Raw genomic sequence first — 20,801 nt, forward strand, 5'->3', positions numbered from 1 at the left:
GAATGATGATGAGGTCTACAGTGATGGGAGGAAAAAATGAACCAACTTTATTCCTGCTTATGATTATTGATCATTTTCCCACTCTATCTCTGTATATTGCTCACTTCTTTATCATTTGAAGTTCAACATTTTCAATGTTGGCATCATAATACCATCAGTCGTATAATGAATATAGAACTATAGTCCTTATTTTAGAACGATATTACTTTTTATGAAAAATATGACAAATAATTCACATACAATTAAAACAACTTCATCAGCAATAGCTTCATCTGAGGCATCTTCAACTGAGATAACTTCACCCCAAACTGCTTCTATGGAAACGTGTATGAAACTCATACAAAAACTTTTTCAGGTCAGATTCTATACTATTAATGATTTCTCTGAGGCAGAAGCATTCAGCTGCGAAAATTTGCTTAGTGACTTACAGCTTATTCTATCACCGGATGCACTCATGACGATGCGTTCCGGTGCGGAATCTCATACCCTTTATCTTCTGACGGATCTTTTTCAGATTTCGATCATAGTCTTTATGCTGGAAGACAACTTCATGCTTTTCGGACCTTTCACATCACTTATCCATACAAAGAAACATGCGGTACATATCATAAATACACATGGAATCAAGAACCTGCAGACTGAAGATTATCTCAGATATCGTGAGCATTTTCCTAACATAAGTAAGGAACGGGCTGAACACATAGTGAGATGTTTTCTGGACACCGTATACGGGCATGAAGAAAACTACACTCTGAGGGATCCGGAAACATTTGCCATGGAAAAGGTATACGAAGATCGTGCGGAAGAACAAAAGACCGGGATCGATCTTCTGCAGCTTCGATATGCCAATGAAAAAGAGTTTATCAGAAGTGTGGAAAATGGTGACAGCAGCTCTGCTCTCAGATATCTCGACAGGATGCAGAGCGATGTAAGATACATGAAGGAACTCGGTTCTACCATCGAAAATGAGCGCATAGGCTGCGCCATCACCAGAACCACTCTCAGAATAACCGCCATGAAGACAGGCCTCCCGGCTTATATCATCGATAAAATATCAGGGCAAAACACAAGAGAAGTTTTCCGGGAACGGCACCTGGAGAAAATACTTGCGAGCAAAGAAAAAATGGTCGTGAATTTCTGCAATGCGATAAAGGAGCACCATTCTGAGGCTCACAGTGCTGTGGTTACAAATGCCATTTTCTTCCTGAACAGTAATTTCAAAGAAAACCTGAGTATAGATGACCTCACCCGGGAACTCGCTGTATCCAAAAGTCATTTCATGTCTGTTTTCAAGGAAGAAACCGGTACAAGTCCCATGAACTATCTCCGGTCCATCAGGATAAAAAAAGCCTGCACCCTTCTTTCGGGTACAGGCAAAAATATCATGGAGATAAGTGAAGATGTTGGTATCCCGGACAGCAATTACTTTGTGAAACTGTTCCGGAAAGAAACCGGTATGACACCTACCGAATACAGAAAAAGCAATCGGTTGTGAAATAACAAATCTGCAGACGGTTCTGTTGACTGCTTTTGTAAAGTAGTCAACAGAACCGTCAATAAAGGATTTAGTATCCTTCAGGGCTATGAAACAGATGACTTCATCATATCCAGAACCCACTTCGGCGCAAGCTGAGGAAGTTCAGTACCGTTCTTTTTGGCCTCACAGTAAGGTAAGTATATTCCTCACTTCTGTGTAAACAACCATTCCATAACAGCTGCACAATTATAGGCATAGTCGAAGGATGCCATATGATATCCTGCGCCACCCATAGGGCTGTTGCCACCCTGCTGCCCGTCTTCTCCGGATTTCTCCTGACCATCAGCTGATGTCTGTTCGCTCATTGAAGGCTGATTGTTGTCCGGTGCCTGGCCATCCATAGGTTGCTGATTGCCGTCAGGGGCCTGTCCATTCATTGGCGGCTGATTGCCCTCAGGTTTCTGCCCGTTACCAGAGCCTTCTGATCCTCCCATCATAAAACTGCCGGCATCGATTGTACCTGTCTTCCATGAGATAAAGTACTGATTTTCGTCTGCACTAAACAGATCATTTGCCGCAGAACTGAGTTCATCCACAGACCATGTGCCATCCCACTGTACATACTCATAGGAAACATTGTCTGAATCAAACATTTCCATCACTTCCTGCGCTCCGCTCCAGGCACTTGTATCATCCTCTGCAGCAAAGTAAACAAATGTCTGATCTTCAAGTCCTGAAAGAGCATTTACATCCCACTGTCCATCTACAAACATACATGCTGCGTAAAGATCCGGATATTCTGATGCCAGGATCAATGTAGTCATGCATCCCATTGACTGACCGGTACCGTAGATCCTCTCAGCATCAACTGCATACTCCTCGCACATATAGTCAATGTATCGTTTTGTAAGTTCAACATATTCTGTAGTGGTGTATCCATCATGATCATCAAGAATCGTCTCCGGATATGTAGGAACAGCAACTATGGTAGGATTTACACTCTGCCATTCATCGGTAGCCCAGACAAGAGCACCTCGTCCCTGTGTTAATGAATAAGTGGGATCGTCACCTGCGCAGGTTGAGTCACCTATGAAAACCACCATAGGATATGAAGCATTTTCATCATATCCTTCAGGAAGATATAAATTATATGTTATGGAAAGTCCTGTCTCCTCATCTGTAAATGTCTTCTGCTCGAACTTACCTGCGTAAGTCGATACCAGACTCTCCTCATCTTCAGCGAGGGTGTTCGCTACTGCGCCAAGTCCTGCTTCTGTGATATCACTCTTTTCAGCATCAGCCTGTGATTCCTTCGCTGCAACTGATGTTTCTTCTTTCTTATCTGTTTCCTGATCCTCTGTATTCTTTTCTTCTGCTGACTGGGTGGAAGGCGCTTTGTCAACAGTGGTCTGGTTTCCACAAGCTGCCAAAGTGCAGATCATGGATGAAGCAAGTAACAGTGTTAAAGGTTTTTTGAACATTTCATTTCTCCTCATATCTTATATTGTATTCTGCTGATCACGCAGCAGTTTTTGTTTTCCGTGATGCACATGTTACAACATTTTCCTTAAACGAAACTTAAAACCTATGCGGGTGTATCAGGTATTTTTAATTCTCTGACTTGTCCTCAAAAAAAAAGAGCCCCGACCACATAGTGCAGAAGTCATGTGGTCGAGGCTTTTGTCTAATTTATACTGCTGCAAATCCCTTTTCCAGGTCTGCAATTATATCATCGATATGCTCGGTTCCGATTGAGAGTCTGATGGTGCTCTGGGTGATTCCCTGATCCTGAAGCTCTGCGTCAGAAAGCTGAGAATGTGTTGTTGTAGCAGGATGGATAACCAGACTCTTTACGTCGGCGACATTAGCAAGAAGTGAAAAGATCTCAAGGTTATCGATGAACTTCCACGCCTCCTCTTTGCCACCATTAATCTCAAAAGTGAAGATTGAAGCTCCGCCGTTAGGGAAATACTTCTCATAAAGTGCATGGTCCGGTAGGTACCGCTCTTGAATCTGTAGCCGGATCCGGCTGCTCCTGTCCTACGTGTAACTGAAGTGTCTCAAATCTGTACTTGCTCATAACTGTAACCTCCTACTATAAACGCATGTTTTTGCCGTTTATCTCTGACATACAACTCAAGATCTAATCGGCTCCGTTATTAGACATTTGCAATATCATCTCATCATGTTTCTGAGTAATGTCTCTCTGTTTTTTGATATAACGATAATAGCCTGAAGAAGGCAGCTATACATAATTCTTTCATTTTATAGTCATTTATAGACTGTATCTATATCTCAAGCAAATAAAAAACTGCCACGTCTGTGACGTGACAGTTTATGTACAATGGGATACCGATATACACTTAGTAAAATTTTGGTTTTAAAACCTTAAATATAGTCCTTAATATTTATGAACGAAGCGCTGGCAGATAAGAGATATTACTTATTCTGCTGCAACATTTGTTCCTGCGATTCTTCCGAAAGTTATGATATCAGGGTAAGCATTACCGCCGAGACGGTTGTTTCCATGGATACCTCCGGTGAACTCACCTGCCGCATAGAGACCCGGGATAATGTCTCCATCCTTGTTAAGTACGTGTGCGTCAGAGTCGATCTGAACGCCTCCCATTGTGTGATGTACGGTTGTTGTACGGATGGAAGCATAGAAAGGAGCCTTCTCGATAGTTGACTCAGCGCTTGTAGCCTTGCCGAACTCGTCCTTACCGTTCTTCATGCCATCATTGTACTTCTCTATAGTTTCCTTGAGAGCTGCAGGATCAACGTTGATCTTCTCAGCAAGCTCTTCGATGGTATCTGCCTTGACAGTTCTGCCCTTCTCGATGAGGCTGTTGATCTGTTCCTGACGGTCATCAGTGATCTGAGAGCTGTCAACGATGAGATACATCTCTCCGTCTGTCTGCTGAAGCTCAGCCATGGACATCTCGTAACGTGTACCATCTTCCTTTACGAAACGCTTGCCTTCCTTGTTTACATATACATAGTACTGAGCACCGAGCCAGTTTCCTACGAACTCTGCAACGCAGCCGTCAACAGGATCTCCGAGAGGATGAACCTGGATCTGATCGAGATCTACGAAGTTTGCGCCAAGTGCCTCAGCAAGAGCGATACCGTCACCTGTGGAGCTTGCTGCACAGGATGTTCTTGTTGTTGTGATAACACCGTTGGAATACTTCTTAACGAGATCTGAGTTTGCTGCGAAACCTCCGGTTGCAAGAACCACGCCCTTGGTTGCGTGTACTGTAATCTTTGAACCGTCGCTTCTCTCGGCTACAGCGCCTGCTGCGCGGCCTGAGTCGTCTGTAAGGATTTCCTTAACATCTGCGTCTGTGTAGATCTTTGCGCCAAGCTTCTCTGCAGTTTCCTGAAGCATATTGGTGTAGATACGTCCGCCGTTATCGCCTTCCTTACCTTCAGCCTTCTCGAGATCGATCTGATGACCTCTCTGCCACTTTCCGCCTACTGCCATGAAGATATAATCAGTTTTAAAAGGAACGCCTATGTCCTCTGTCAGCCACTTATAGGCATCAACAGCGCCTGTAGCGTATGTCTCTATAAGAGGGATATCTCCGATTTCACCGCCTCCAAGGTATGTCTGTAATGCGTGCCAGTTTGCGGAGTCAAATAATGTTTCTGTTCCGGATGCTTTCCACTCCTCGTAATCCTTCTTAACCTTTTCTATAAGAGCCTTGTGATCATCATTCTTTGGTGTCTCTTTAAGAGCATCCTCGATCTCCTTCTCAAGATCAGGTGTTGTCTTGGCACCGGTTGATGCAAGCATCTCAGGGTCGGCAACATTGTAAGTACCCTCTCCAAGAGCACTGTTTCCGCCGATTGTAGGCATCTTCTCAAGTACGATAACAGATGCACCTGCCTGCTCTGCTGCTGCAGCTGCGGCAAGACCTGCTCCGCCGGCACCTACAACTACCACATCGGCAGTTTCTTCGATATCTTCACCGGCTTCTTTTGCTTCAACCTTTACGTTCTTAAGAGCGTCAATGTCTGCTCCGGCCTCTGTAAGAGCAGCCTCAACTGCGGCAAGAATTGCATCGCTTGTGATGGTTGCACCGGATACGGCATCGATACCGAGAGACTGATTCTTTACGATAGCCTCGGGAATTTCAGAGATGGCAGGATCTGAAATTCCTGGCGTCTCCTGATGCTCAGTAACTTTTACGTCTGTGATGGCATCATCTGATACGGTTACTTCTACAGTTACGTCACCATTCTTTCCGGCAGACTTTCCGGTGTAAGTACCTGCTGTGTACTTTGCACCTTCTGCGGCAGCTTTGGTGGTTTCTTCTGCTGCTTCAGTCTGTGCTGCAGTTGTAGCTTCAGGTGTGGATGTGGTTCCACAAGCAGAAACAGACACTGCAAGTGCGCAGGCAAGCATGGATGATAAAATCTTTTTCATGATTTCCTCCTAAATACTCCCATTGCTACACACAAATTATAATAGAAATACCGGGTGCTCACAAGATACAAAAAAATAGCTTTTTTATACAGGTGTTAAGAAAAACTTATTACCGGTGTACCAAGGAAGATTTATAAATGGATAGGTCATCTAACTTATTCGTCAAGTCATGAGAGAATATGAGAAGATTTCTAAATAAGACAATAGCTTTATATATAGTCTGAAAATAGACAATAGTATAATTAGATTTAGCATGTTACACTTACAACGGTGCTTGCCCTTGCGGTAGGCGGTTAGCCCTTCTATACGGAGGGATTTGTGTATAGCCCTCCAGAAAGGAGGGTCCTATGGTAACGTATTCTGATTTATTCCAGTTTGGAATTTTGATAGTAGCTATCATCGGTCTTGTTTATAAGATGAAATCGAGCAGGGAAAAATCCCTGCTCGATTTCGCGTTGGTCGGCATATGTCCGATGACACAAGCGTCTCGTCCGCATGCCGACTTTATCGCGAAAAAAATAACCGCCCCAGCCTCGACAACTGAACGGTTATTTAACTAAATAAGTTTCAGGGCTAACCGTCTACGGCAAGCACTTCTTATGTCTTTATAGTAAATCAAGTCATATGTTATTTCAATAGGTTCTACATAGCTTTTTTCTATCTCAATACCCTGTCAGAACTGAAATCTGTCAAATCTACCATTATCACCTGAATAATTCAGGTTAATTATCTGCAGTTTTTCGTCAGCTCAATGAAATTCCTCAGTATCTTTTCTCCCTCCGGTGTCATGATGGACTCTGGGTGGAACTGCAGGCCGTAGACATTATTTTTACTGTCCTCTACGGCCATGACTTCTCCGTCAGTAGTGACTCCGGAGACTTTCAGTTCGGTGTCCTTCAATGTCTCTTCCACCACTGCAAGTGAATGATACCTCGCCACCTTGATAACATCGGGAAGTCCTTTAAAAAGAGGGCATGTGGTGTCGATTTTTGTGTCGGACTGTTTTCCGTGCATAAGCTGTTTTGCATAGCTTACGGTAGCACCGTAGACCATGCAGATAGCCTGCTCGCCGAGGCAGACACCGAGAATCGGAAATTCTCCCCGTAACTCCCGGATCACATCAGGGCAGATTCCTGCATCCTCGGAACGCCCGGGGCCCGGCGAGATAATGATTCCTTCAGGGCTCAGATTCCTGATTTCATCAACAGTCAGTGCATCGTTTCGAACCACCTTAAGGTCAGGTTCGATGCTGCCAACCATCTGAAATAAGTTGTATGTAAAGCTGTCATAGTTGTCGAGCAATAAGATCATGAATTTGTACCTCCTCTATAAATGCAAGATTTTAGCCTTTATTTCTGACATACAGATGCCCATATTATCGGCTCAAGATTTCGAAAATTCAGCTTTGGAAAATATGACATTTTCATTCCGGTTCTTCCGACTGTTTAAGGGCCGTCATCACAGCTGCCGCTTTATTTATACACTCCTGATATTCTTTTTCCGGAACCGAATCAGCTACGATTCCCGCTCCGCTTCGTACAAATACTTTTCCGTTCTTCTTGTAAGCGATTCTGATTGCGATGCAGAGATCAAGATTTCCTGTGAAGTCGATATATCCGATTCCACCGCCGTAGATTCCGCGCTTGTTGTTTTCAAGATCATTTATGAGCTGGCAGGCCCGGATCTTGGGGGCACCCGACAGAGTTCCAGCCGGAAGGATGGAACCAACTGCGTCAAGAGCATCGCAGTCATCTCGTATTTCGCCTCGGACAGTTGAACCAATATGCATTACATGACTGTAGCGTTCGATTTCATGATACTTTTCAACCTTAACAGAACCGAATTTACTGATGCGGCCTATATCATTTCTACCGAGATCCACCAGCATATTATGCTCACTAAGTTCCTTCTCATCCTGAAGAAGCTCCTCTTCAAGCCGCTTATCCTCCTCAGGGGTTTTTCCTCTGGGTCTTGTGCCTGCCAGAGGGAAGGTATGGAGCACTCCGTCCTGAAGTTTAACCAGAGTTTCCGGCGAAGCCCCGGCTACCTCCAGATCAGCACTTGAAAAGTAGAACATATAGGGGGATGGATTTAGTGTTCTCAGGATCCTGTACATATTTAACAGAGAACCCTGATAATCTGCCTCCAGTCTGTTTGAAAGGACTATCTGGAAAATGTCTCCTTCATGAATGTAATGCTTTGCCTTTTCAACCATATCGCAGAAATGTTCTTTATCGAAAAACGGTCTCACTTCACTGAGTACCTTTCCAGGTTCTTCCTTCTTCGGAGCTCCGGTTTTTAAAAGCTTTATGAGGTTCTCTATCTCCATCTCTGCGTTTCTATATGCACTTTCTCCGCCGGAAAGCTCCATATCCACTATGACGATGATCTTCTGCTTCAGATTATCAAAAGCTATGACCTTGTCAAAGAGCATCAGGTCAATGTCTTTGAAATGCTCTGTATCCTCTGCATCGAGATTGAGTGTCGGCTCATAATATTTGAGATAATCATAGGAAAAGTATCCAACGAGGCCTCCGGTAAAGGATGGAAGCCCCGGTATCCCCGGCATTCTGTATTCATCAAGAATCTGTCTTATATAGTCAAAAGGACGATCAGTCTGCAGCCTTAGTCCGCCTGCTTTGAACTCCCCGTTCATGCAGGTTATCTCCATCTTTGGATTGAAACCGATAAAGGTGTATCTGCCCCACTTCTCTCTGTCCTCGACGGACTCAAGCATGAAAACATGGTCGGACACATTTTTAAGGATCCTGAGAGCTGAAATAGGTGTGAGGAAATCCGACAGTATCTCTTTGGCAATTGGGATATACTTGTAATGTGTATCATTCTGGTACTGCTTCACTGTTTCAAAAGATGGAATGGTCATGTGAGAAATCTCCTTTCAAAGATCCCGCTGCGCTTAAAATGGGGGGCATCAGATGCCAATGTATATTCGCAAGCAAGCTTGCTATATACATTGTCGCCTGATACTGGACTTATACACTAAAAAAGTCCCCGGCAGAATCATTTTGATTCTGCCAGGGACGAATAATCATCGCGGTGCCACCCTGTTTCACATATTATGTGCGCTTTGCGAGATACCAACATATCTCCGACTACTAACGTAAGCCTCACGTCACAGGATACTTGGCAAGACGGCTTTATTTTAGATGACAGACTATGAGTGTTTTAATGGAATCTGCACGACCGGAATCGTTACAAATCAAACATCCACTCATAAGTACTCTGACAGGGAAAATGTCATTGCCTTTCATTGTGCCCTTGGCGGTCCATTTGCGAAACTGTATTTCTGCCGGATTCACACCATCGCCGGCTCTCTGTGAGATCATATTTCGTTTTATCTCCGCTTCAACGGTTTATTTATTAAATTAATCAGTATTGTAAAATCGCTTTAAGATAATGTCAACGGAAATCTTCAACACTTTAAAGCACTATAACTGCTGGACTATATCAGCCAATCTGTGAGGTTATATTACCCTCTGTTAATGGGAACTGCTCCGGTGTTTTGAAATCCTTTTTTATCATGAAAGCAATAAATATGTCGATGACATACCATGTATTGAAAATGAGATATAAAAGCAGCCTTCCGAAGGAAATCTTGTTTAAGCGTTTAAGCTTTATGGCACATATTTCAGCAGGAATAACTGTTGTTGCGAATATAACTGCATCTATGGCTATAAATATGGGCAGGAAGAAAATACCTATACCCATTAGTCCCATCAGTACCATGAAAGAAAGTACCGCAAAGATAAAGAAGGCTATGTAATATGGTATCTGTATCAGCTTAACCTTCAGATTAATATCTGCAAGCTTTTTCTTGTCATGGGAATTCAGAGATATGATCAATGTTCCCACTATCTGTATCAGCATCGCTGTCTCGTAGGGAAGATAAAGGGGCCCCAGAGTATCTGAGATTTTGCTGCACACATAAAAGGATATCAAATAGACATAAGGTAAAACTGCATTTAGATATAATAATTTTTCCATACTCTGTCCCTCACTCATAAAATGGTTTTAGAGTCAAATGTCGATTTAGGAACGTTACACGCGGTACAATTCATATCATACTACTAAAATAATAAAAACCATGAGTGTTCAGAGTTTTTTAAGGGAATTTTAGGCTTTTCGGAACTCAATCACTGTAAGATGTCGTGCTGGTCTTCTACTTCACCGTACTTCTCACGCATGGAAGCTATCATGTCGAGATAATGCTTCTGTACGCCGCGTGCCTCAGTTTCCGCCTCAAAATCAGAAACCTTTTTGTCAACTGTTTCCACTACATCAGAAGACAGCTGTCTTTCGGCAAATGGATATACTACAGCATTTTCCTTTGTGATGTGTCTGGTCAAAAGAGTTGCATATCCCATGGCGCCTTCAAGGATGTCCATTTTATATATTGGCTCCTGCTTCTTTTCCCAAAGGTTAAGTGCGTTTTCCAGGTCCAGAATATGGGCGCGGCACATTTCGTGTTCAACCAGCATTCCATGGCGGATGAGGTTTTCACCTATCGGACCGAGACGGCTTTCCATTTCATTGAAAAGGAACTTCTCTTCCTTTCCGTGGTGATGGAGATCTGAATAGTTTCTTGCGAAATCTACGATGTTTCTGAAATCTGAGGAAACAAGTTCTCCGCCCTCCAGAACGGTGCAGCACATGCTTCGGACAACTTTAAGGAACTGAAGGATGTTGTCGTGCTCTTTGATCATTATATCTGTACAATACATAGTGTTCTCCTGTAAATCACTTTAAATCAAGCTGCTTGTTAAGGTAATCGGCAACTTCATCGCCGTTCATGCCATGAACCAGGGCTGCATTGTCAAGAGACTCACTGAGTGCTGCAGGGCAGGAAATGCATCCCATACCAAGATTCATAAGAGCAGCTGATGCTCCTTCATAAGTATTTACGATTTCGCTCATAATCATATCTTTTGTGATCATAGTTTTTTCTCCTTTTCTTTGTGTGACTCCTTTGTGTAATTGTTTAGCTGGACTTTATGTTTCATCATTTTATGGACATGCTAAAGAATATACGAAAAACGAAAATTGAATGTTGCGGGTGCAACATTCTGCTCCGGATTGGAAAATATCCTGAGGCTGGTGTCGAAAACTGTTATCTGGGTGTAATGAAATCTATCTTCGGCTTTAGTGCAGGTACAAGTGAGAGAAGATTTATGACACTTATATCATTTTGTGGTATGATTTCAGCATCAAAAGTTGAGTTAAATTTTTTCTGTATCATTCATTTTTTTCGGACAGGAGTCAGCTGTGATGAAATCGAGAGAAGAAGCATTGGCATTCGGGCTGTCTTTTCCTGATACCTTTCAGGATGCCCCCTTTCATGATCCAAATTGGCAGCTTGTTAGATACAAGGGTAATGATAAAGCATTTCTATGGACCTACGAACGGAACGGATACATAAATCTGAACGTAAAGATGGATCCGGAAAAGGCTTTTTTCTGGAGGGATATGTATGAGTCGGTGATACCGGGGTATCATCAGGACAAGAAGCATTGGAGCACCATCATTCTTGATGGAAGTATCCCTGAGGATGAGATAAAGCAGATGATAAACGAGAGCTATCTTCTTATATCTGACAGTCCCGCAAAAAGAATCTACGAAGCTGTAAAAAAGATTCCTTATGGTTGTGTTGCGACCTATGCTCAGGTTGCCGAGGCTGCCGGTGACAGAAAGATGGCAAGAGCAGTCGGCAATGCTCTCCACAGAAATCCGGATCCCGGGAATATCCCCTGTTTCCGTGTAGTAAACTCAAAGGGTGAACTGGCAGGAGAATTTGCTTTCGGCGGTGCCGGAGAACAGGCAAAACTTCTTGAAGCGGAAGGTGTGGAGGTAAATGAGGGAAAAGTGGATCTGAAAAGATTCGGGTGGAAAACAGAATAGTTGAAGATATTTTTATATAAGCTAAAGCGCCCATTGATCATAACGGTCAATGAGCGCTTTATTTTTCACGATAAGGCTGGCACGTGTGTTGCGCCCGTACAAAAGCCCAGACCTGCCGTAGTGCCAATGCGGTCTCTGTTTCATAATCAGAAACTTTTTTGTCGACTATCTCTATGACTTCGGAGGAAAGCTGCCTTTCTGCAAAAGGATATACTACAGCGTTTTCCTTGTATCTGTGGTATTGTGCCGGTTCAGTGAAGCAGTACTGCTTTATAGTGATGAAAAACGTCAGTAAAGTTCATACATCCGGTCGCCTACAGTGACCAGGCGGTGTCCTGAGCCCTCCAGCATACCTGAAATAAGAGCATTCCGAAGCACGTAAAAATCATCCCCGTCTCCCCGGTGCTTCTTCCAGTATTCTGAATGAAGATCAAGGGTCTGCTCAAAGCTTATTTTGTCATCGGAATTCCCGGTGATGTTCAGGGCGCGGTCACAGGGCATACCATCCAGAAGAGTATCATGGAGCCCCCGGAATGCCTCCTGAACAGTAGATCCGGCCGGAATGCTGTTATCCTGTCCGAACTCCCGAACGGTTTGGGTGATGATATCAAGGCGTTTTTCATCTTTATGTATCAGGCCAATGATCAATTCAGCAAATCGGTCCTCTGCACTTGAGACCAGATTTGAAAGTGAAGAGTGAATATTTGAGAGATCTATGACCTCCTCAATGGGTGGAAATGTTTCTTTTTGGAAACTGTCAATAGGCTTTCCGTTAATTACGGGCTCCCAATGATTCTCTTCTGCGGTTTTGATTATTCGTTTTATGAGTTTTTCTCTGGTCAGGATTTTTTGATACATCAGCTGATGTATGGGACCTAAAAATGCGCTCATAGTATGACTCCTTTGATGAAATTGATTGGCAGTGCCTTATGTTTATCGGTTTTGTGAACACGATAAAGCATATATGAAAAATGAAAGAAAGGCGTTGCGGGTGCAACATTTAGTAACATAAAAAACCTCTCAGGCTAAAAAGCTTAAGAGGTTTTAGAGAATCTTCCATCTGTCATGAAAACTATAAGCCACTTTTGTGCAGGCACAATCGGAGGATAGTTTTATGAAACTTATGTCATATTTTTTGCTTTATTTTCGGCGAGATTTTTCTTGATTGCTTCGATTTTTGCTTCCGGTATCATGTTGAACGGTGCGCGGCAAAGTCCTACATCATAGCCCATAAGTCTTACTGCTGTTTTCACAACGGTGTTGGGATTTGCTCCCGCAAAATTCTCTCTGAAGGGTCCTATGGCATCCTGGTACTTCTTTGCTTCATCCCAGTGTCCGGCTGCGAATTCGTTGTATATCATGGCCATGTTGTGGGGATAAGCATTGGCACAGCCTGAGATCCCTCCGGTTCCGCCTGCCTGAAGGGTCCAGAGTATAAGCTGGTCATTGCCCGACAGTACAGCGAATTTTCCGTTTTTCTTGGATTTGCCGGCCTCGATATAAGCAAGTATGTTTTTGAAATCTCCGCCTGAATCCTTGGCTCCCACGATATTATCCACCTGAGCGAGCTTACCCACAGTCTTTGGATCTATTTTGTTTCCGGTGCGCGCAGGTATGTTATAAAGAACGATGGGCATCTCGGGCACCGAGGCTGCCACTGTCTCATAATGTCTCTGTATCTCATCCTGTGATGCTGCTGCAAAGGATGGTGTAATTATGGACAGTACGTCTGCGCCGCAGGCTTCTGCCATCTTCGACTGTTCAATGGTCTCTTTTGTTGATATACAGCCGGTTCCTGCGTAAACCGGAACTCTGCCGTTTACATGTTTTACAACTGTCGAAAGCACGAGCTCCTTTTCCTTGCCGTTAAGTATGTATCCTTCACCGTTTGTACCAAAACAGAAAATGGCATGTATTCCCGCCTCGATCATTCTGTCGCATTGTTCCTTCAGCACATCAGTGTTGATGGACTCATCTTCATACATGGGTGTGATTATAGGGACTATGATGCCCTTTATATCTGCCTGTTTCATTATTACCTCCATGGGTCATGCACGAATCGGGTTGACCCGGATCCGTATATGACCCTTTAATTTAAGTTTGAAGGTTCACTTTCAAACTATATCCTCTTTAGATCTTCTTTATACCTTTTTATACCGGTATGCCCTTATTTATTTCAACATCCGATCCGAGAATTTCGCAAAGCTCCGGTATCAGATTTTCTCCTCCGAAGCCGCCGGATTTTGAAATGCAGTATATATCCTTTTCTCCATAGTTAAATGACGATACCACAACACCCGGCATCACTTCTGTGATGGGTGTCAATGCATATACATTAAGTGCATTCATGGCTCCTAAAAGCGTATCTCCGCCGGTAAGGAACAAAGTCGCATTAAGGCCGCCGTCTATCATACATTTGACGATTTTTCCCAGATTTTCAGACACCTTTCCTCTGTCATCAGGATTGATTTTCATATCACTCAAAGGTACATCAGATCCGGAATTGACATCAAGTAATACAGCGCCTTCGTTATCAACAGTACTTATCCATGTGTGAACCAGATTTACGGCTTCTCCTGAATTGATCCAGCTGTCATTAAGGCACATAGTTCTATCAATATGAACCCTTGAAATACCTATTTTTTCTGCAATGTCCATTTGCCTGACTGTTACCGGATTGACACTTCCGCATACGATACATAAGCCTTTTGGAATGTTTAATGTCTTATCCGGCCTGTCTGAAATATGCATTACACCTGCCAGAGAGTCTGCAAAACCGGCACATCCGGCCAGTGTCATAAGCTGATGGTTTTTCTTCAGGTTAGTGGCTATAGACCATAGATCAGAAGCTTTTTCCGCATCATAAAGATATATGCCCTTTCCGGATATATTTACCTCCTCTCCCTTTGAGATAAGATGCACAGGGGTATCCGTCTCAGCCTTAATCAGCTCAGGAATACTTGATGTCATGACCGGCTCAAAAGGATCATTTCCGAATACACTTTTTGCTATCGGAAGTCCGTCCACATACTGTATTCCATTGCAGGTTGTTCTTCCCATGTCGGGAAAGGCAGGAGCGAAATGTACCATTCCCAAGCCCCTGTCACAAAGAGCAGCAAGCTCTGCGCCGACATTCCCTCTCAGGACAGAATCGGTTTTCTTATATATGTAAGGTACTTTGGCTTTAACAGCACTATCCACGATTTCCGAAACAACCTTGTAGGCTTCCTCCGCCGTTACATGTCTGGTTTCAGAATCAACTACTACAACACTGATATCCGGTTCCAGTGCCCCATAATCTACATTTCTTTTTGTACGCACTACAGTGAGTGCCCCTCGTTTGGCAAACTGAATGCTTGTATCCAACGCGCCTGTAAAGTCATCAGCAATGATCAAAAGTTTTACCATAGCGCAGTCACCCTATCTTTTTTATTTTTATACATTTACGGCAGCCTTAGTATCAGTATGGCTTAGAGCGCCTTCTTTTTTTCCTCTTAACACTCTATAGCCCATAAATACAGCACCTGCCAAAAGACCTATAACATCAGACATACCTGACGGAAGTATGAACATAAATGCTATAACAGCAAACACTATCCTTTCCCAGGTCTTCAGGTCTCCAAACATGTAGCTTGATACACAGCCTGCAAGACAGAAGGTGGCAAATGCAAGCATGAGACCTGACTGGATGATCTCAAGTGCTGTTCCGTCCAGGAGAAGTGCCGGTCTGTAAACAAACATAAACGGAACGATAAATCCTGTTATAGCAAAGGAGAAGGCCTTCCAGCCCGTTTTCCATGCGGATCCGCCGGCAATGCCTGCGGCTGTAAAGGAAGCAAGACATACAGGTGGTGTTATCTGTGCTACTACGCCAAAGTAGAATATGAACATGTTGGCTGTAAGAGCTGAAATTCCAAGTCCCTGAATTGCTGAAATAAAAAGAGTGTTGGCAATCAGATAAGCCGCTACTGTCGGAAGGGCCATGCCCAGTATGATACATCCCAGGGATGCTACTACCAGCGCCAGGAATAAGGAGTTATTACCTGTCTTGTCTATTATCTTTGCGATCTTAACTGCTATACCCGAACGTACCACGATACCGATCATGATACCGCAGGAGGCGGTTGGTATAGCGATATTTGCTGCCTGGCGTATACCGTCAAGAACTGTATAAAGGAACTTCTTCGGAGACATTCGTGTATCCTGAGAAATAAAGCTTATGATTATGGCAAGCACCGTACAGATGATACCTGCTCTTGGAAGTGACATGCCTCTTACGATCATAAATACCAGAACTATGATGGGAAGAAGTCTGTAAACTCTTGGAAGGATAGGATTGCCTGTATAGTGCACGTTGGGATTCTTGCCGATATGCCTCTTACGGGCGATAAGATGTACTACCATGAGTGCCGCTACGAAATATGCTATTGCAGGAATTATAGCTGCCGCAGCGATCTTTACGTACTGGATACCGATGATCTCTGCCATGACAAAGGCTCCGGCACCCATAATGGGAGGCATGATCTGTCCGCCTGTTGAAGCAACAGATTCAACGGCACCGGCTTCTTCCGAAGAATATCCGGTTTTTTTCATCAAAGGTATGGTGAAAACACCTGTGCCTGTAACATTGGCAACTGCAGAACCTGAAATCATACCCATAAGTCCTGAGGATATGACTGCTGCCTTGGCAGGACCGCCTACAGTCTTATCCGACAGTGAAAGACCTGCATCCGTAAGTACCGATCCGCCTCCGCAATTTGCAAAAAAGCAGCCAAACATGAGGAAGTAGAACAGGGTATTGAGTGAAGTTCCGAGAGGTGATCCGAATATTCCGTTTTCGCCAAGGGAAAGAGTTTCGATAAATCTCGGATAGCTGATTCCATCATAATGGAAAATACCCGGTATAAACTGTCCAAACCATGCATATGCCATAAAGAAGGCAATAACCCAGAAAAGAGATAATGAAACCACTCTTCTTACGGCTTCCATGCATTCGATGATCAGGATAGTACCGGCCAGTACATCATCAAAATTCATTTTGTCCACAGAGTAAAGTCTGTAATCAAGAGTTTTTGCATGTGATGCATAATAGAAAAATACATAACAGGCTCCGGCAAGAAGCAATGCATCATATATCCACCAGAGCTTACTGTGGTTCTTTGACTTTTCCTGCATAGGATTCATGAGCCATACCATTACAAGAGCAAGGCACATATGTAAAGGCAGCTGAAGCCATGGATCCAAAGGCTTAACCAGTTTGATATATAGCTGGAAGCTTACCCAGAAAACCGAAAGTCCTATGATAACTGCTTTACGCCATGCAGGAGCGGCCTTCATTATTTTGGCGATCTTCGTTTCATCACCATCTTCCTTTGCCAGCTTTCTTCCCAATTCATCAGCTTTGGAAAGCTTGGGCTTTACCGCCTGGTCCTGAACGGCTTCTGCTTTTATATTTTCACTCATTGTTGTATCCTCCATACTCCACAATGAAATCAAACGATCTGAAATGTCAGGATGTAATGGTTAAAAGTATCAAATCATGCGTTTGAACATTGATTTGTGACTTTATGATTCGTCCGAACACGATAAACCAGATGTTATGGTTAAAAATATCCGGAACCGGACTCCTCCCGAAAAGGATCCCGGCTCCGGAGCTATCTCAAAACAATCCTGTTAAAGAACTTTAAGAACTGAGATAGGTTTTATCACTTGATGTATCCCATTTCCCTGTAGTACTTCTCGGCACCCGGATGAAGCGGGCATCCACCGATCTTCTGAGACTCCCATGCAGTAGCAGGATCCCATCCGGAAAGTGATGCATATTCCTTTACAAGTGCATCTCTGTTTTCTGAGAGACACTTGGTGATCGCATAAACAACATCCTCTGAGAGATTCTCATTTGCAAAAAGGCAATCCGGAGAACCGGGAAGAACAAGCTCGGTATCCTGACCCTTGAAGGAATTTGCGGGAATGGTTATCTTGTCATAGCCTTTTTCATTTACAAACCAGTTAACGAGATCATCACCCCACTGAAGGAAAGTGACATCACAGGTTGTAGCGATCTGTGCCATGGTTGATGATGCTGAGGATGTATGGTCGATATAGAAATCTATCTGTCCGTCTGCCAATGCTTCTGCATTCTGGTCACCACCCTGATTGGTGATTCCGCCGCCCCAGCTGTTCAGCTCATCTTCCGTAACTCCAAAGTACTCAAGGAGAAGATATGCTCCCTCAGCATCCATTGATCCCTTGGATGAACAGCCGATTCTGAGGGGAAGCTTCTTTTCAAATACTTCTTCAATAGTTGAGACATGGTTTTCTTCAAGGAACTTGTTGGAAATACAGTTAATATATGCAACCTGGGTCAGTCCGCCGATAACTGCTGCATATCCACTTGTCGGTTCACGCTCGAGAGTACCTGTTTCCATAGCCCACTTTGCCGGAGCACCGTTTACAAATGAAAGATCCACACCATTCTCTTTGAAAATATATGGTGCGCCCATGCCACCGGGATATGAGGGATCAACATTTACTGCCTGGAATCCGGCATCTTCCTCAAGAACCTTGGACATGGCCACGATCATATTATAAGAACCGGAACCAACCTTATCTGACCAGAAGTTAAGCGTTGTACCGCTCATATCGGCGATACCCTCTGTCTTTGTGCCTTCTATTTCAGGGGCAGCTGTTGTTTCTGCAGCTGCAGCCTTATCCTGAGCTGCTGTGGTGGTTGCTGTCGGTGCAGATGATCCGGAACTGCCGCATCCTGCAAGTCCCGCTGCCATAGAAAATGCCAATGCACTTGCCATCAATTTCGAGAATAATCTTTTTCTCATTATTACTTCCTCCAATTTAAATAATGTTTAAAATTTAAACGACCTGTTTGAATCAAGTTGCATACTGTTTAATAAATTCATGATTCAAATATTTATATGTTGATATTACCTATAAAAAAAGCTTCATTCAATTGCATTTTAAGCAAAATGCTGTTTAAATATTAAACATAGGGTATGCACATTGTGCTGCGTCACAATGTGTTTTGTTAAAACAGCAATCACATTCCGGCTTAGTGCATATAGATACATCGGAAGCCGAATGGGATTTGTGCAGTTTTACTTTAGTGGAGGGAGTAATGAACAATAAGATACGTGTTCTCGGCATTGCTCCGTATGCCGGTATGAAAACACTTATGCTGAAGGTGGCAGAAGATTTTAAAGGAGAACTGGATATAGAGGTTCTGGATGGTGATCTGCAGGAAGGTGTTTTGGCTGCGCGCAATAACTTTCATGGTGATTTTGATGTTATAGTATCAAGAGGCGGTACGGCGCGAATGCTAAGGACCCAGGTCCCTGTGCCTGTTGTGGAGATCGAACTTACGGATTATGATATACTCCGCGCTCTAAGACTTGCGGATAACATATCAAGCGATATAGCTGTCGTAGGATTTTCCAACATTACAGAGCCTATACAAAGCATATCTAAGCTTATCAAGAAAAAATTACAGGTTTTCACCATAGACAGTGCGGGACAGCTTGATCAGACCATGAGCCATGTTCATGAACAGGGATATGAAATTGTGCTTTGTGATGCAGCATCTGCGGCAACTGCAAAAAGACATGGTTTAAATTGCGTACTTCTGACTTCAGGACAGAACGGTATACGAAAAGCATTTACAAATGCCATAGATCTGGTTGACTCAATGAGGGTCCTCAAATCAGAAAATGCATTTCTGCGGCAGATCATTGACAGACAGGCTAACGATACCGTCATATTCGACGAAAATGATAACATTATATTTTCGAATATGACTTTTGATAAGCGGGAGGAACTGCAAAACATTCTCAAGAAAGAGATTCCCAATGTTCCTGCCAATAAATCAAGCCGTATCATTAAATATCTGAACCGTAACCTGTATCATATAAAGGCCCTGAAGCTTGATTCTGACGGCCATCTTTACACTGTGTTTTACATTGAACGCAGCCGTGCCCCCTTCCTGAGCGGACAATCAGGCTTAAAATACTATACCCAGTCAGAGGCACATGAAGCCTTCTACAACAGCTTCTTTGTAAACATTAGTGATATTCTGGGCAATGCTGAAGATCTGGAACGGGCTTCAAAATTTAAACGGCCGGTAATGATATTCGGTGAAGAGGGAACCGGCAAAGAATCTGCTGCAAACATGATCTATAACAAAAGTTCCAACGGCAACCATCCCTTTATAGTGATCACCTGTGAACTGTTAAATGATAAATCAATTGATTTTCTGCAGAGCAACCACCACTCTCCTTTTGCCGACTCGGGAAATACCATTTATATATCCGGACTCAGTCATATAAAATATGACCCGCTGGAGCTGTTGTCTGTGATCATGGATATGGAGGTATGCTCCAGAAATCATGTAATATTATCATTTCCGGTGGAAGGCGGAGCTGTTTCAAAGGTTGCAGAGACCTTCACCAACAAACTCGGATGTACCGTGCTGACTCTATCATCACTTAACTCCATCAGGAATCAGATTCCTAAACTGATAAATCTCTATCTCAGTCAGTCTATGCAATTCAGTGATGCTGAGATTTTGGGAATGGAAACAGAAGGCATAGGAATGATGCAGGAATTTTCCTGGCCCCACAACTACGCTCAATTCCGGCGTATAATGGAGGAGCTTGTAAGCATAACAGATCAGCCGCTCATCAGGGCTCAGGATGTAGAAAAGGTCCTTGCCAGAGAAAAGCTGACACCTACAACAGCTCCCGGCATCAACGGTCCGGAGGTTTTTGATATGAACCGCACTCTGGATGAGATGAATGCCGAGATCGTACTGAGAGTACTGAAGGAATGTGACGGAAATCAGACCCTTGCTTCAAAACGGCTGGGCATCTCACGTACAACTGTATGGAGATACGCAAAAACCTGACCGGGATTATGACGAAAAAAAGCAGCACGTTCAAAAAGAACGTACTGCTTGGATTTAATGGA

Annotated in this window: 17 protein-coding genes and 1 pseudogene; 4 read left to right on the forward strand and 14 right to left on the reverse strand. The window is 43.5% G+C overall.

What is annotated here, in order from left to right; translation table 11 throughout:
* Window positions 1-186 precede the first annotated feature (186 nt).
* The gene (locus T515_RS17775; protein WP_207641129.1) at window positions 187-339 is read right to left on the reverse strand and encodes a hypothetical protein; all 153 of its coding nucleotides are present in this window, start codon (window positions 337-339) and stop codon (window positions 187-189) included.
* Between T515_RS17775 and T515_RS03135 the strand changes: the two genes are divergently transcribed.
* Window positions 329-1,495 (forward strand): helix-turn-helix transcriptional regulator, encoded by a 1,167-nt coding sequence (locus tag T515_RS03135; protein WP_036607472.1) that lies wholly within the window; start codon window positions 329-331, stop codon window positions 1,493-1,495. The two genes, T515_RS17775 and T515_RS03135, sit on opposite strands and share 11 nt — an antisense overlap.
* A gap of 188 nt (window positions 1,496-1,683) precedes the next feature.
* On the opposite strand, the gene T515_RS16345 is transcribed toward T515_RS03135, so the two are convergent.
* The 3 genes and pseudogenes from T515_RS16345 to T515_RS03145 form a co-directional block, all read right to left on the reverse strand.
* On the reverse strand, window positions 1,684-2,958 hold the full coding sequence (locus tag T515_RS16345; RefSeq protein ID WP_051671381.1) for an alpha/beta hydrolase-fold protein: 1,275 nt from the start codon (window positions 2,956-2,958) through the stop codon (window positions 1,684-1,686).
* Window positions 2,959-3,166: 208 nt separating this feature from the next.
* Window positions 3,167-3,472 (reverse strand): annotated as a pseudogene (locus tag T515_RS18410) (PLP-dependent transferase); the annotation flags it as partial.
* 448 nt (window positions 3,473-3,920) lie between these two features.
* Window positions 3,921-5,909 carry a flavocytochrome c gene (locus T515_RS03145; protein WP_036607475.1) on the reverse strand — a complete coding sequence of 663 codons (1,989 nt, stop codon included), beginning with the start codon at window positions 5,907-5,909 and terminating at the stop codon, window positions 3,921-3,923.
* Between the two features lie 347 nt (window positions 5,910-6,256).
* Between T515_RS03145 and T515_RS03150 the strand changes: the two genes are divergently transcribed.
* Window positions 6,257-6,469, forward strand: coding sequence for a putative holin-like toxin (locus T515_RS03150; protein WP_036607478.1), 213 nt, complete (start codon window positions 6,257-6,259; stop codon window positions 6,467-6,469).
* Window positions 6,470-6,635: 166 nt separating this feature from the next.
* Here the strand turns inward: T515_RS03150 and T515_RS03155 are convergent, their stop codons facing one another.
* The 5 genes from T515_RS03155 to T515_RS03180 form a co-directional block, all read right to left on the reverse strand.
* Window positions 6,636-7,220, reverse strand: a complete 585-nt coding sequence (locus tag T515_RS03155) for an anthranilate synthase component II (protein ID WP_036607480.1) — start codon at window positions 7,218-7,220, stop codon at window positions 6,636-6,638.
* Between the two features lie 112 nt (window positions 7,221-7,332).
* A complete protein-coding gene (gene trpE, locus T515_RS03160; RefSeq protein ID WP_036607483.1) occupies window positions 7,333-8,793 on the reverse strand; it encodes an anthranilate synthase component I in 1,461 nt (486 codons plus the stop codon).
* A gap of 584 nt (window positions 8,794-9,377) precedes the next feature.
* Complete coding sequence (locus tag T515_RS03170) at window positions 9,378-9,914, reverse strand: hypothetical protein (RefSeq protein ID WP_036607488.1); 537 nt, start codon at window positions 9,912-9,914, stop codon at window positions 9,378-9,380.
* 149 nt (window positions 9,915-10,063) lie between these two features.
* Window positions 10,064-10,651 carry a hemerythrin domain-containing protein gene (locus tag T515_RS03175; protein WP_036607490.1) on the reverse strand — a complete coding sequence of 196 codons (588 nt, stop codon included), beginning with the start codon at window positions 10,649-10,651 and terminating at the stop codon, window positions 10,064-10,066.
* A 16-nt stretch (window positions 10,652-10,667) separates the two neighbouring features.
* On the reverse strand, window positions 10,668-10,865 hold the full coding sequence (locus T515_RS03180; protein ID WP_036607492.1) for a DUF1858 domain-containing protein: 198 nt from the start codon (window positions 10,863-10,865) through the stop codon (window positions 10,668-10,670).
* Between the two features lie 330 nt (window positions 10,866-11,195).
* Here T515_RS03180 and T515_RS03185 point away from each other — a divergent pair, with 330 nt between their 5' ends.
* Window positions 11,196-11,825, forward strand: a complete 630-nt coding sequence (locus T515_RS03185) for a methylated-DNA--[protein]-cysteine S-methyltransferase (protein ID WP_036607493.1) — start codon at window positions 11,196-11,198, stop codon at window positions 11,823-11,825.
* A gap of 288 nt (window positions 11,826-12,113) precedes the next feature.
* Here T515_RS03185 and T515_RS03190 read toward each other — a convergent pair whose 3' ends face one another.
* From T515_RS03190 to T515_RS03210, 5 genes are all read right to left on the reverse strand, one after another.
* The gene (locus tag T515_RS03190; protein WP_036607495.1) at window positions 12,114-12,716 is read right to left on the reverse strand and encodes a hypothetical protein; all 603 of its coding nucleotides are present in this window, start codon (window positions 12,714-12,716) and stop codon (window positions 12,114-12,116) included.
* A 230-nt stretch (window positions 12,717-12,946) separates the two neighbouring features.
* The gene (locus T515_RS03195; RefSeq protein WP_036607497.1) at window positions 12,947-13,858 is read right to left on the reverse strand and encodes a dihydrodipicolinate synthase family protein; all 912 of its coding nucleotides are present in this window, start codon (window positions 13,856-13,858) and stop codon (window positions 12,947-12,949) included.
* Window positions 13,859-13,976: 118 nt separating this feature from the next.
* Complete coding sequence (locus tag T515_RS03200; protein ID WP_036607499.1) at window positions 13,977-15,233, reverse strand: four-carbon acid sugar kinase family protein; 1,257 nt, start codon at window positions 15,231-15,233, stop codon at window positions 13,977-13,979.
* A 27-nt stretch (window positions 15,234-15,260) separates the two neighbouring features.
* The gene (locus T515_RS03205) at window positions 15,261-17,288 is read right to left on the reverse strand and encodes a TRAP transporter permease (protein WP_242839315.1); all 2,028 of its coding nucleotides are present in this window, start codon (window positions 17,286-17,288) and stop codon (window positions 15,261-15,263) included.
* A gap of 242 nt (window positions 17,289-17,530) precedes the next feature.
* Window positions 17,531-18,661 (reverse strand): TAXI family TRAP transporter solute-binding subunit, encoded by a 1,131-nt coding sequence (locus T515_RS03210; RefSeq protein WP_036607502.1) that lies wholly within the window; start codon window positions 18,659-18,661, stop codon window positions 17,531-17,533.
* Window positions 18,662-18,957: 296 nt separating this feature from the next.
* Between T515_RS03210 and T515_RS03215 the strand changes: the two genes are divergently transcribed.
* The gene (locus T515_RS03215) at window positions 18,958-20,739 is read left to right on the forward strand and encodes a PrpR N-terminal domain-containing protein (RefSeq protein ID WP_036607504.1); all 1,782 of its coding nucleotides are present in this window, start codon (window positions 18,958-18,960) and stop codon (window positions 20,737-20,739) included.
* Window positions 20,740-20,801: the final 62 nt, after the last annotated feature.

Source organism: Oribacterium sp. P6A1 (assembly GCF_000702885.1).
Lineage (GTDB): Bacteria > Bacillota > Clostridia > Lachnospirales > Lachnospiraceae > Oribacterium.

What these genes read in the sequence shown, in the direction of transcription:
- T515_RS17775 (WP_207641129.1), bottom strand. Translation starts at nt 339, where the DNA reads ATGAGTTTCATACACGTTTCCATAGAAGCAGTTTGGGGTGAAGTTATC.
- T515_RS03185 (WP_036607493.1), top strand. Translation starts at nt 11,196, where the DNA reads ATGAAATCGAGAGAAGAAGCATTGGCATTCGGGCTGTCTTTTCCTGAT.
- T515_RS03195 (WP_036607497.1), bottom strand. Translation starts at nt 13,858, where the DNA reads ATGAAACAGGCAGATATAAAGGGCATCATAGTCCCTATAATCACACCC.
- T515_RS03180 (WP_036607492.1), bottom strand. Translation starts at nt 10,865, where the DNA reads ATGATCACAAAAGATATGATTATGAGCGAAATCGTAAATACTTATGAA.
- T515_RS03150 (WP_036607478.1), top strand. Translation starts at nt 6,257, where the DNA reads ATGGTAACGTATTCTGATTTATTCCAGTTTGGAATTTTGATAGTAGCT.
- T515_RS16345 (WP_051671381.1), bottom strand. Translation starts at nt 2,958, where the DNA reads ATGTTCAAAAAACCTTTAACACTGTTACTTGCTTCATCCATGATCTGC.
- T515_RS03215 (WP_036607504.1), top strand. Translation starts at nt 18,958, where the DNA reads ATGAACAATAAGATACGTGTTCTCGGCATTGCTCCGTATGCCGGTATG.
- T515_RS03170 (WP_036607488.1), bottom strand. Translation starts at nt 9,914, where the DNA reads ATGGAAAAATTATTATATCTAAATGCAGTTTTACCTTATGTCTATTTG.
- T515_RS03175 (WP_036607490.1), bottom strand. Translation starts at nt 10,651, where the DNA reads ATGTATTGTACAGATATAATGATCAAAGAGCACGACAACATCCTTCAG.
- T515_RS03205 (WP_242839315.1), bottom strand. Translation starts at nt 17,288, where the DNA reads ATGAGTGAAAATATAAAAGCAGAAGCCGTTCAGGACCAGGCGGTAAAG.
- T515_RS03155 (WP_036607480.1), bottom strand. Translation starts at nt 7,220, where the DNA reads ATGATCTTATTGCTCGACAACTATGACAGCTTTACATACAACTTATTT.
- T515_RS03200 (WP_036607499.1), bottom strand. Translation starts at nt 15,233, where the DNA reads ATGGTAAAACTTTTGATCATTGCTGATGACTTTACAGGCGCGTTGGAT.
- T515_RS03135 (WP_036607472.1), top strand. Translation starts at nt 329, where the DNA reads ATGAAACTCATACAAAAACTTTTTCAGGTCAGATTCTATACTATTAAT.
- T515_RS03145 (WP_036607475.1), bottom strand. Translation starts at nt 5,909, where the DNA reads ATGAAAAAGATTTTATCATCCATGCTTGCCTGCGCACTTGCAGTGTCT.
- T515_RS03190 (WP_036607495.1), bottom strand. Translation starts at nt 12,716, where the DNA reads ATGAGCGCATTTTTAGGTCCCATACATCAGCTGATGTATCAAAAAATC.
- T515_RS03210 (WP_036607502.1), bottom strand. Translation starts at nt 18,661, where the DNA reads ATGAGAAAAAGATTATTCTCGAAATTGATGGCAAGTGCATTGGCATTT.
- trpE (WP_036607483.1), bottom strand. Translation starts at nt 8,793, where the DNA reads ATGACCATTCCATCTTTTGAAACAGTGAAGCAGTACCAGAATGATACA.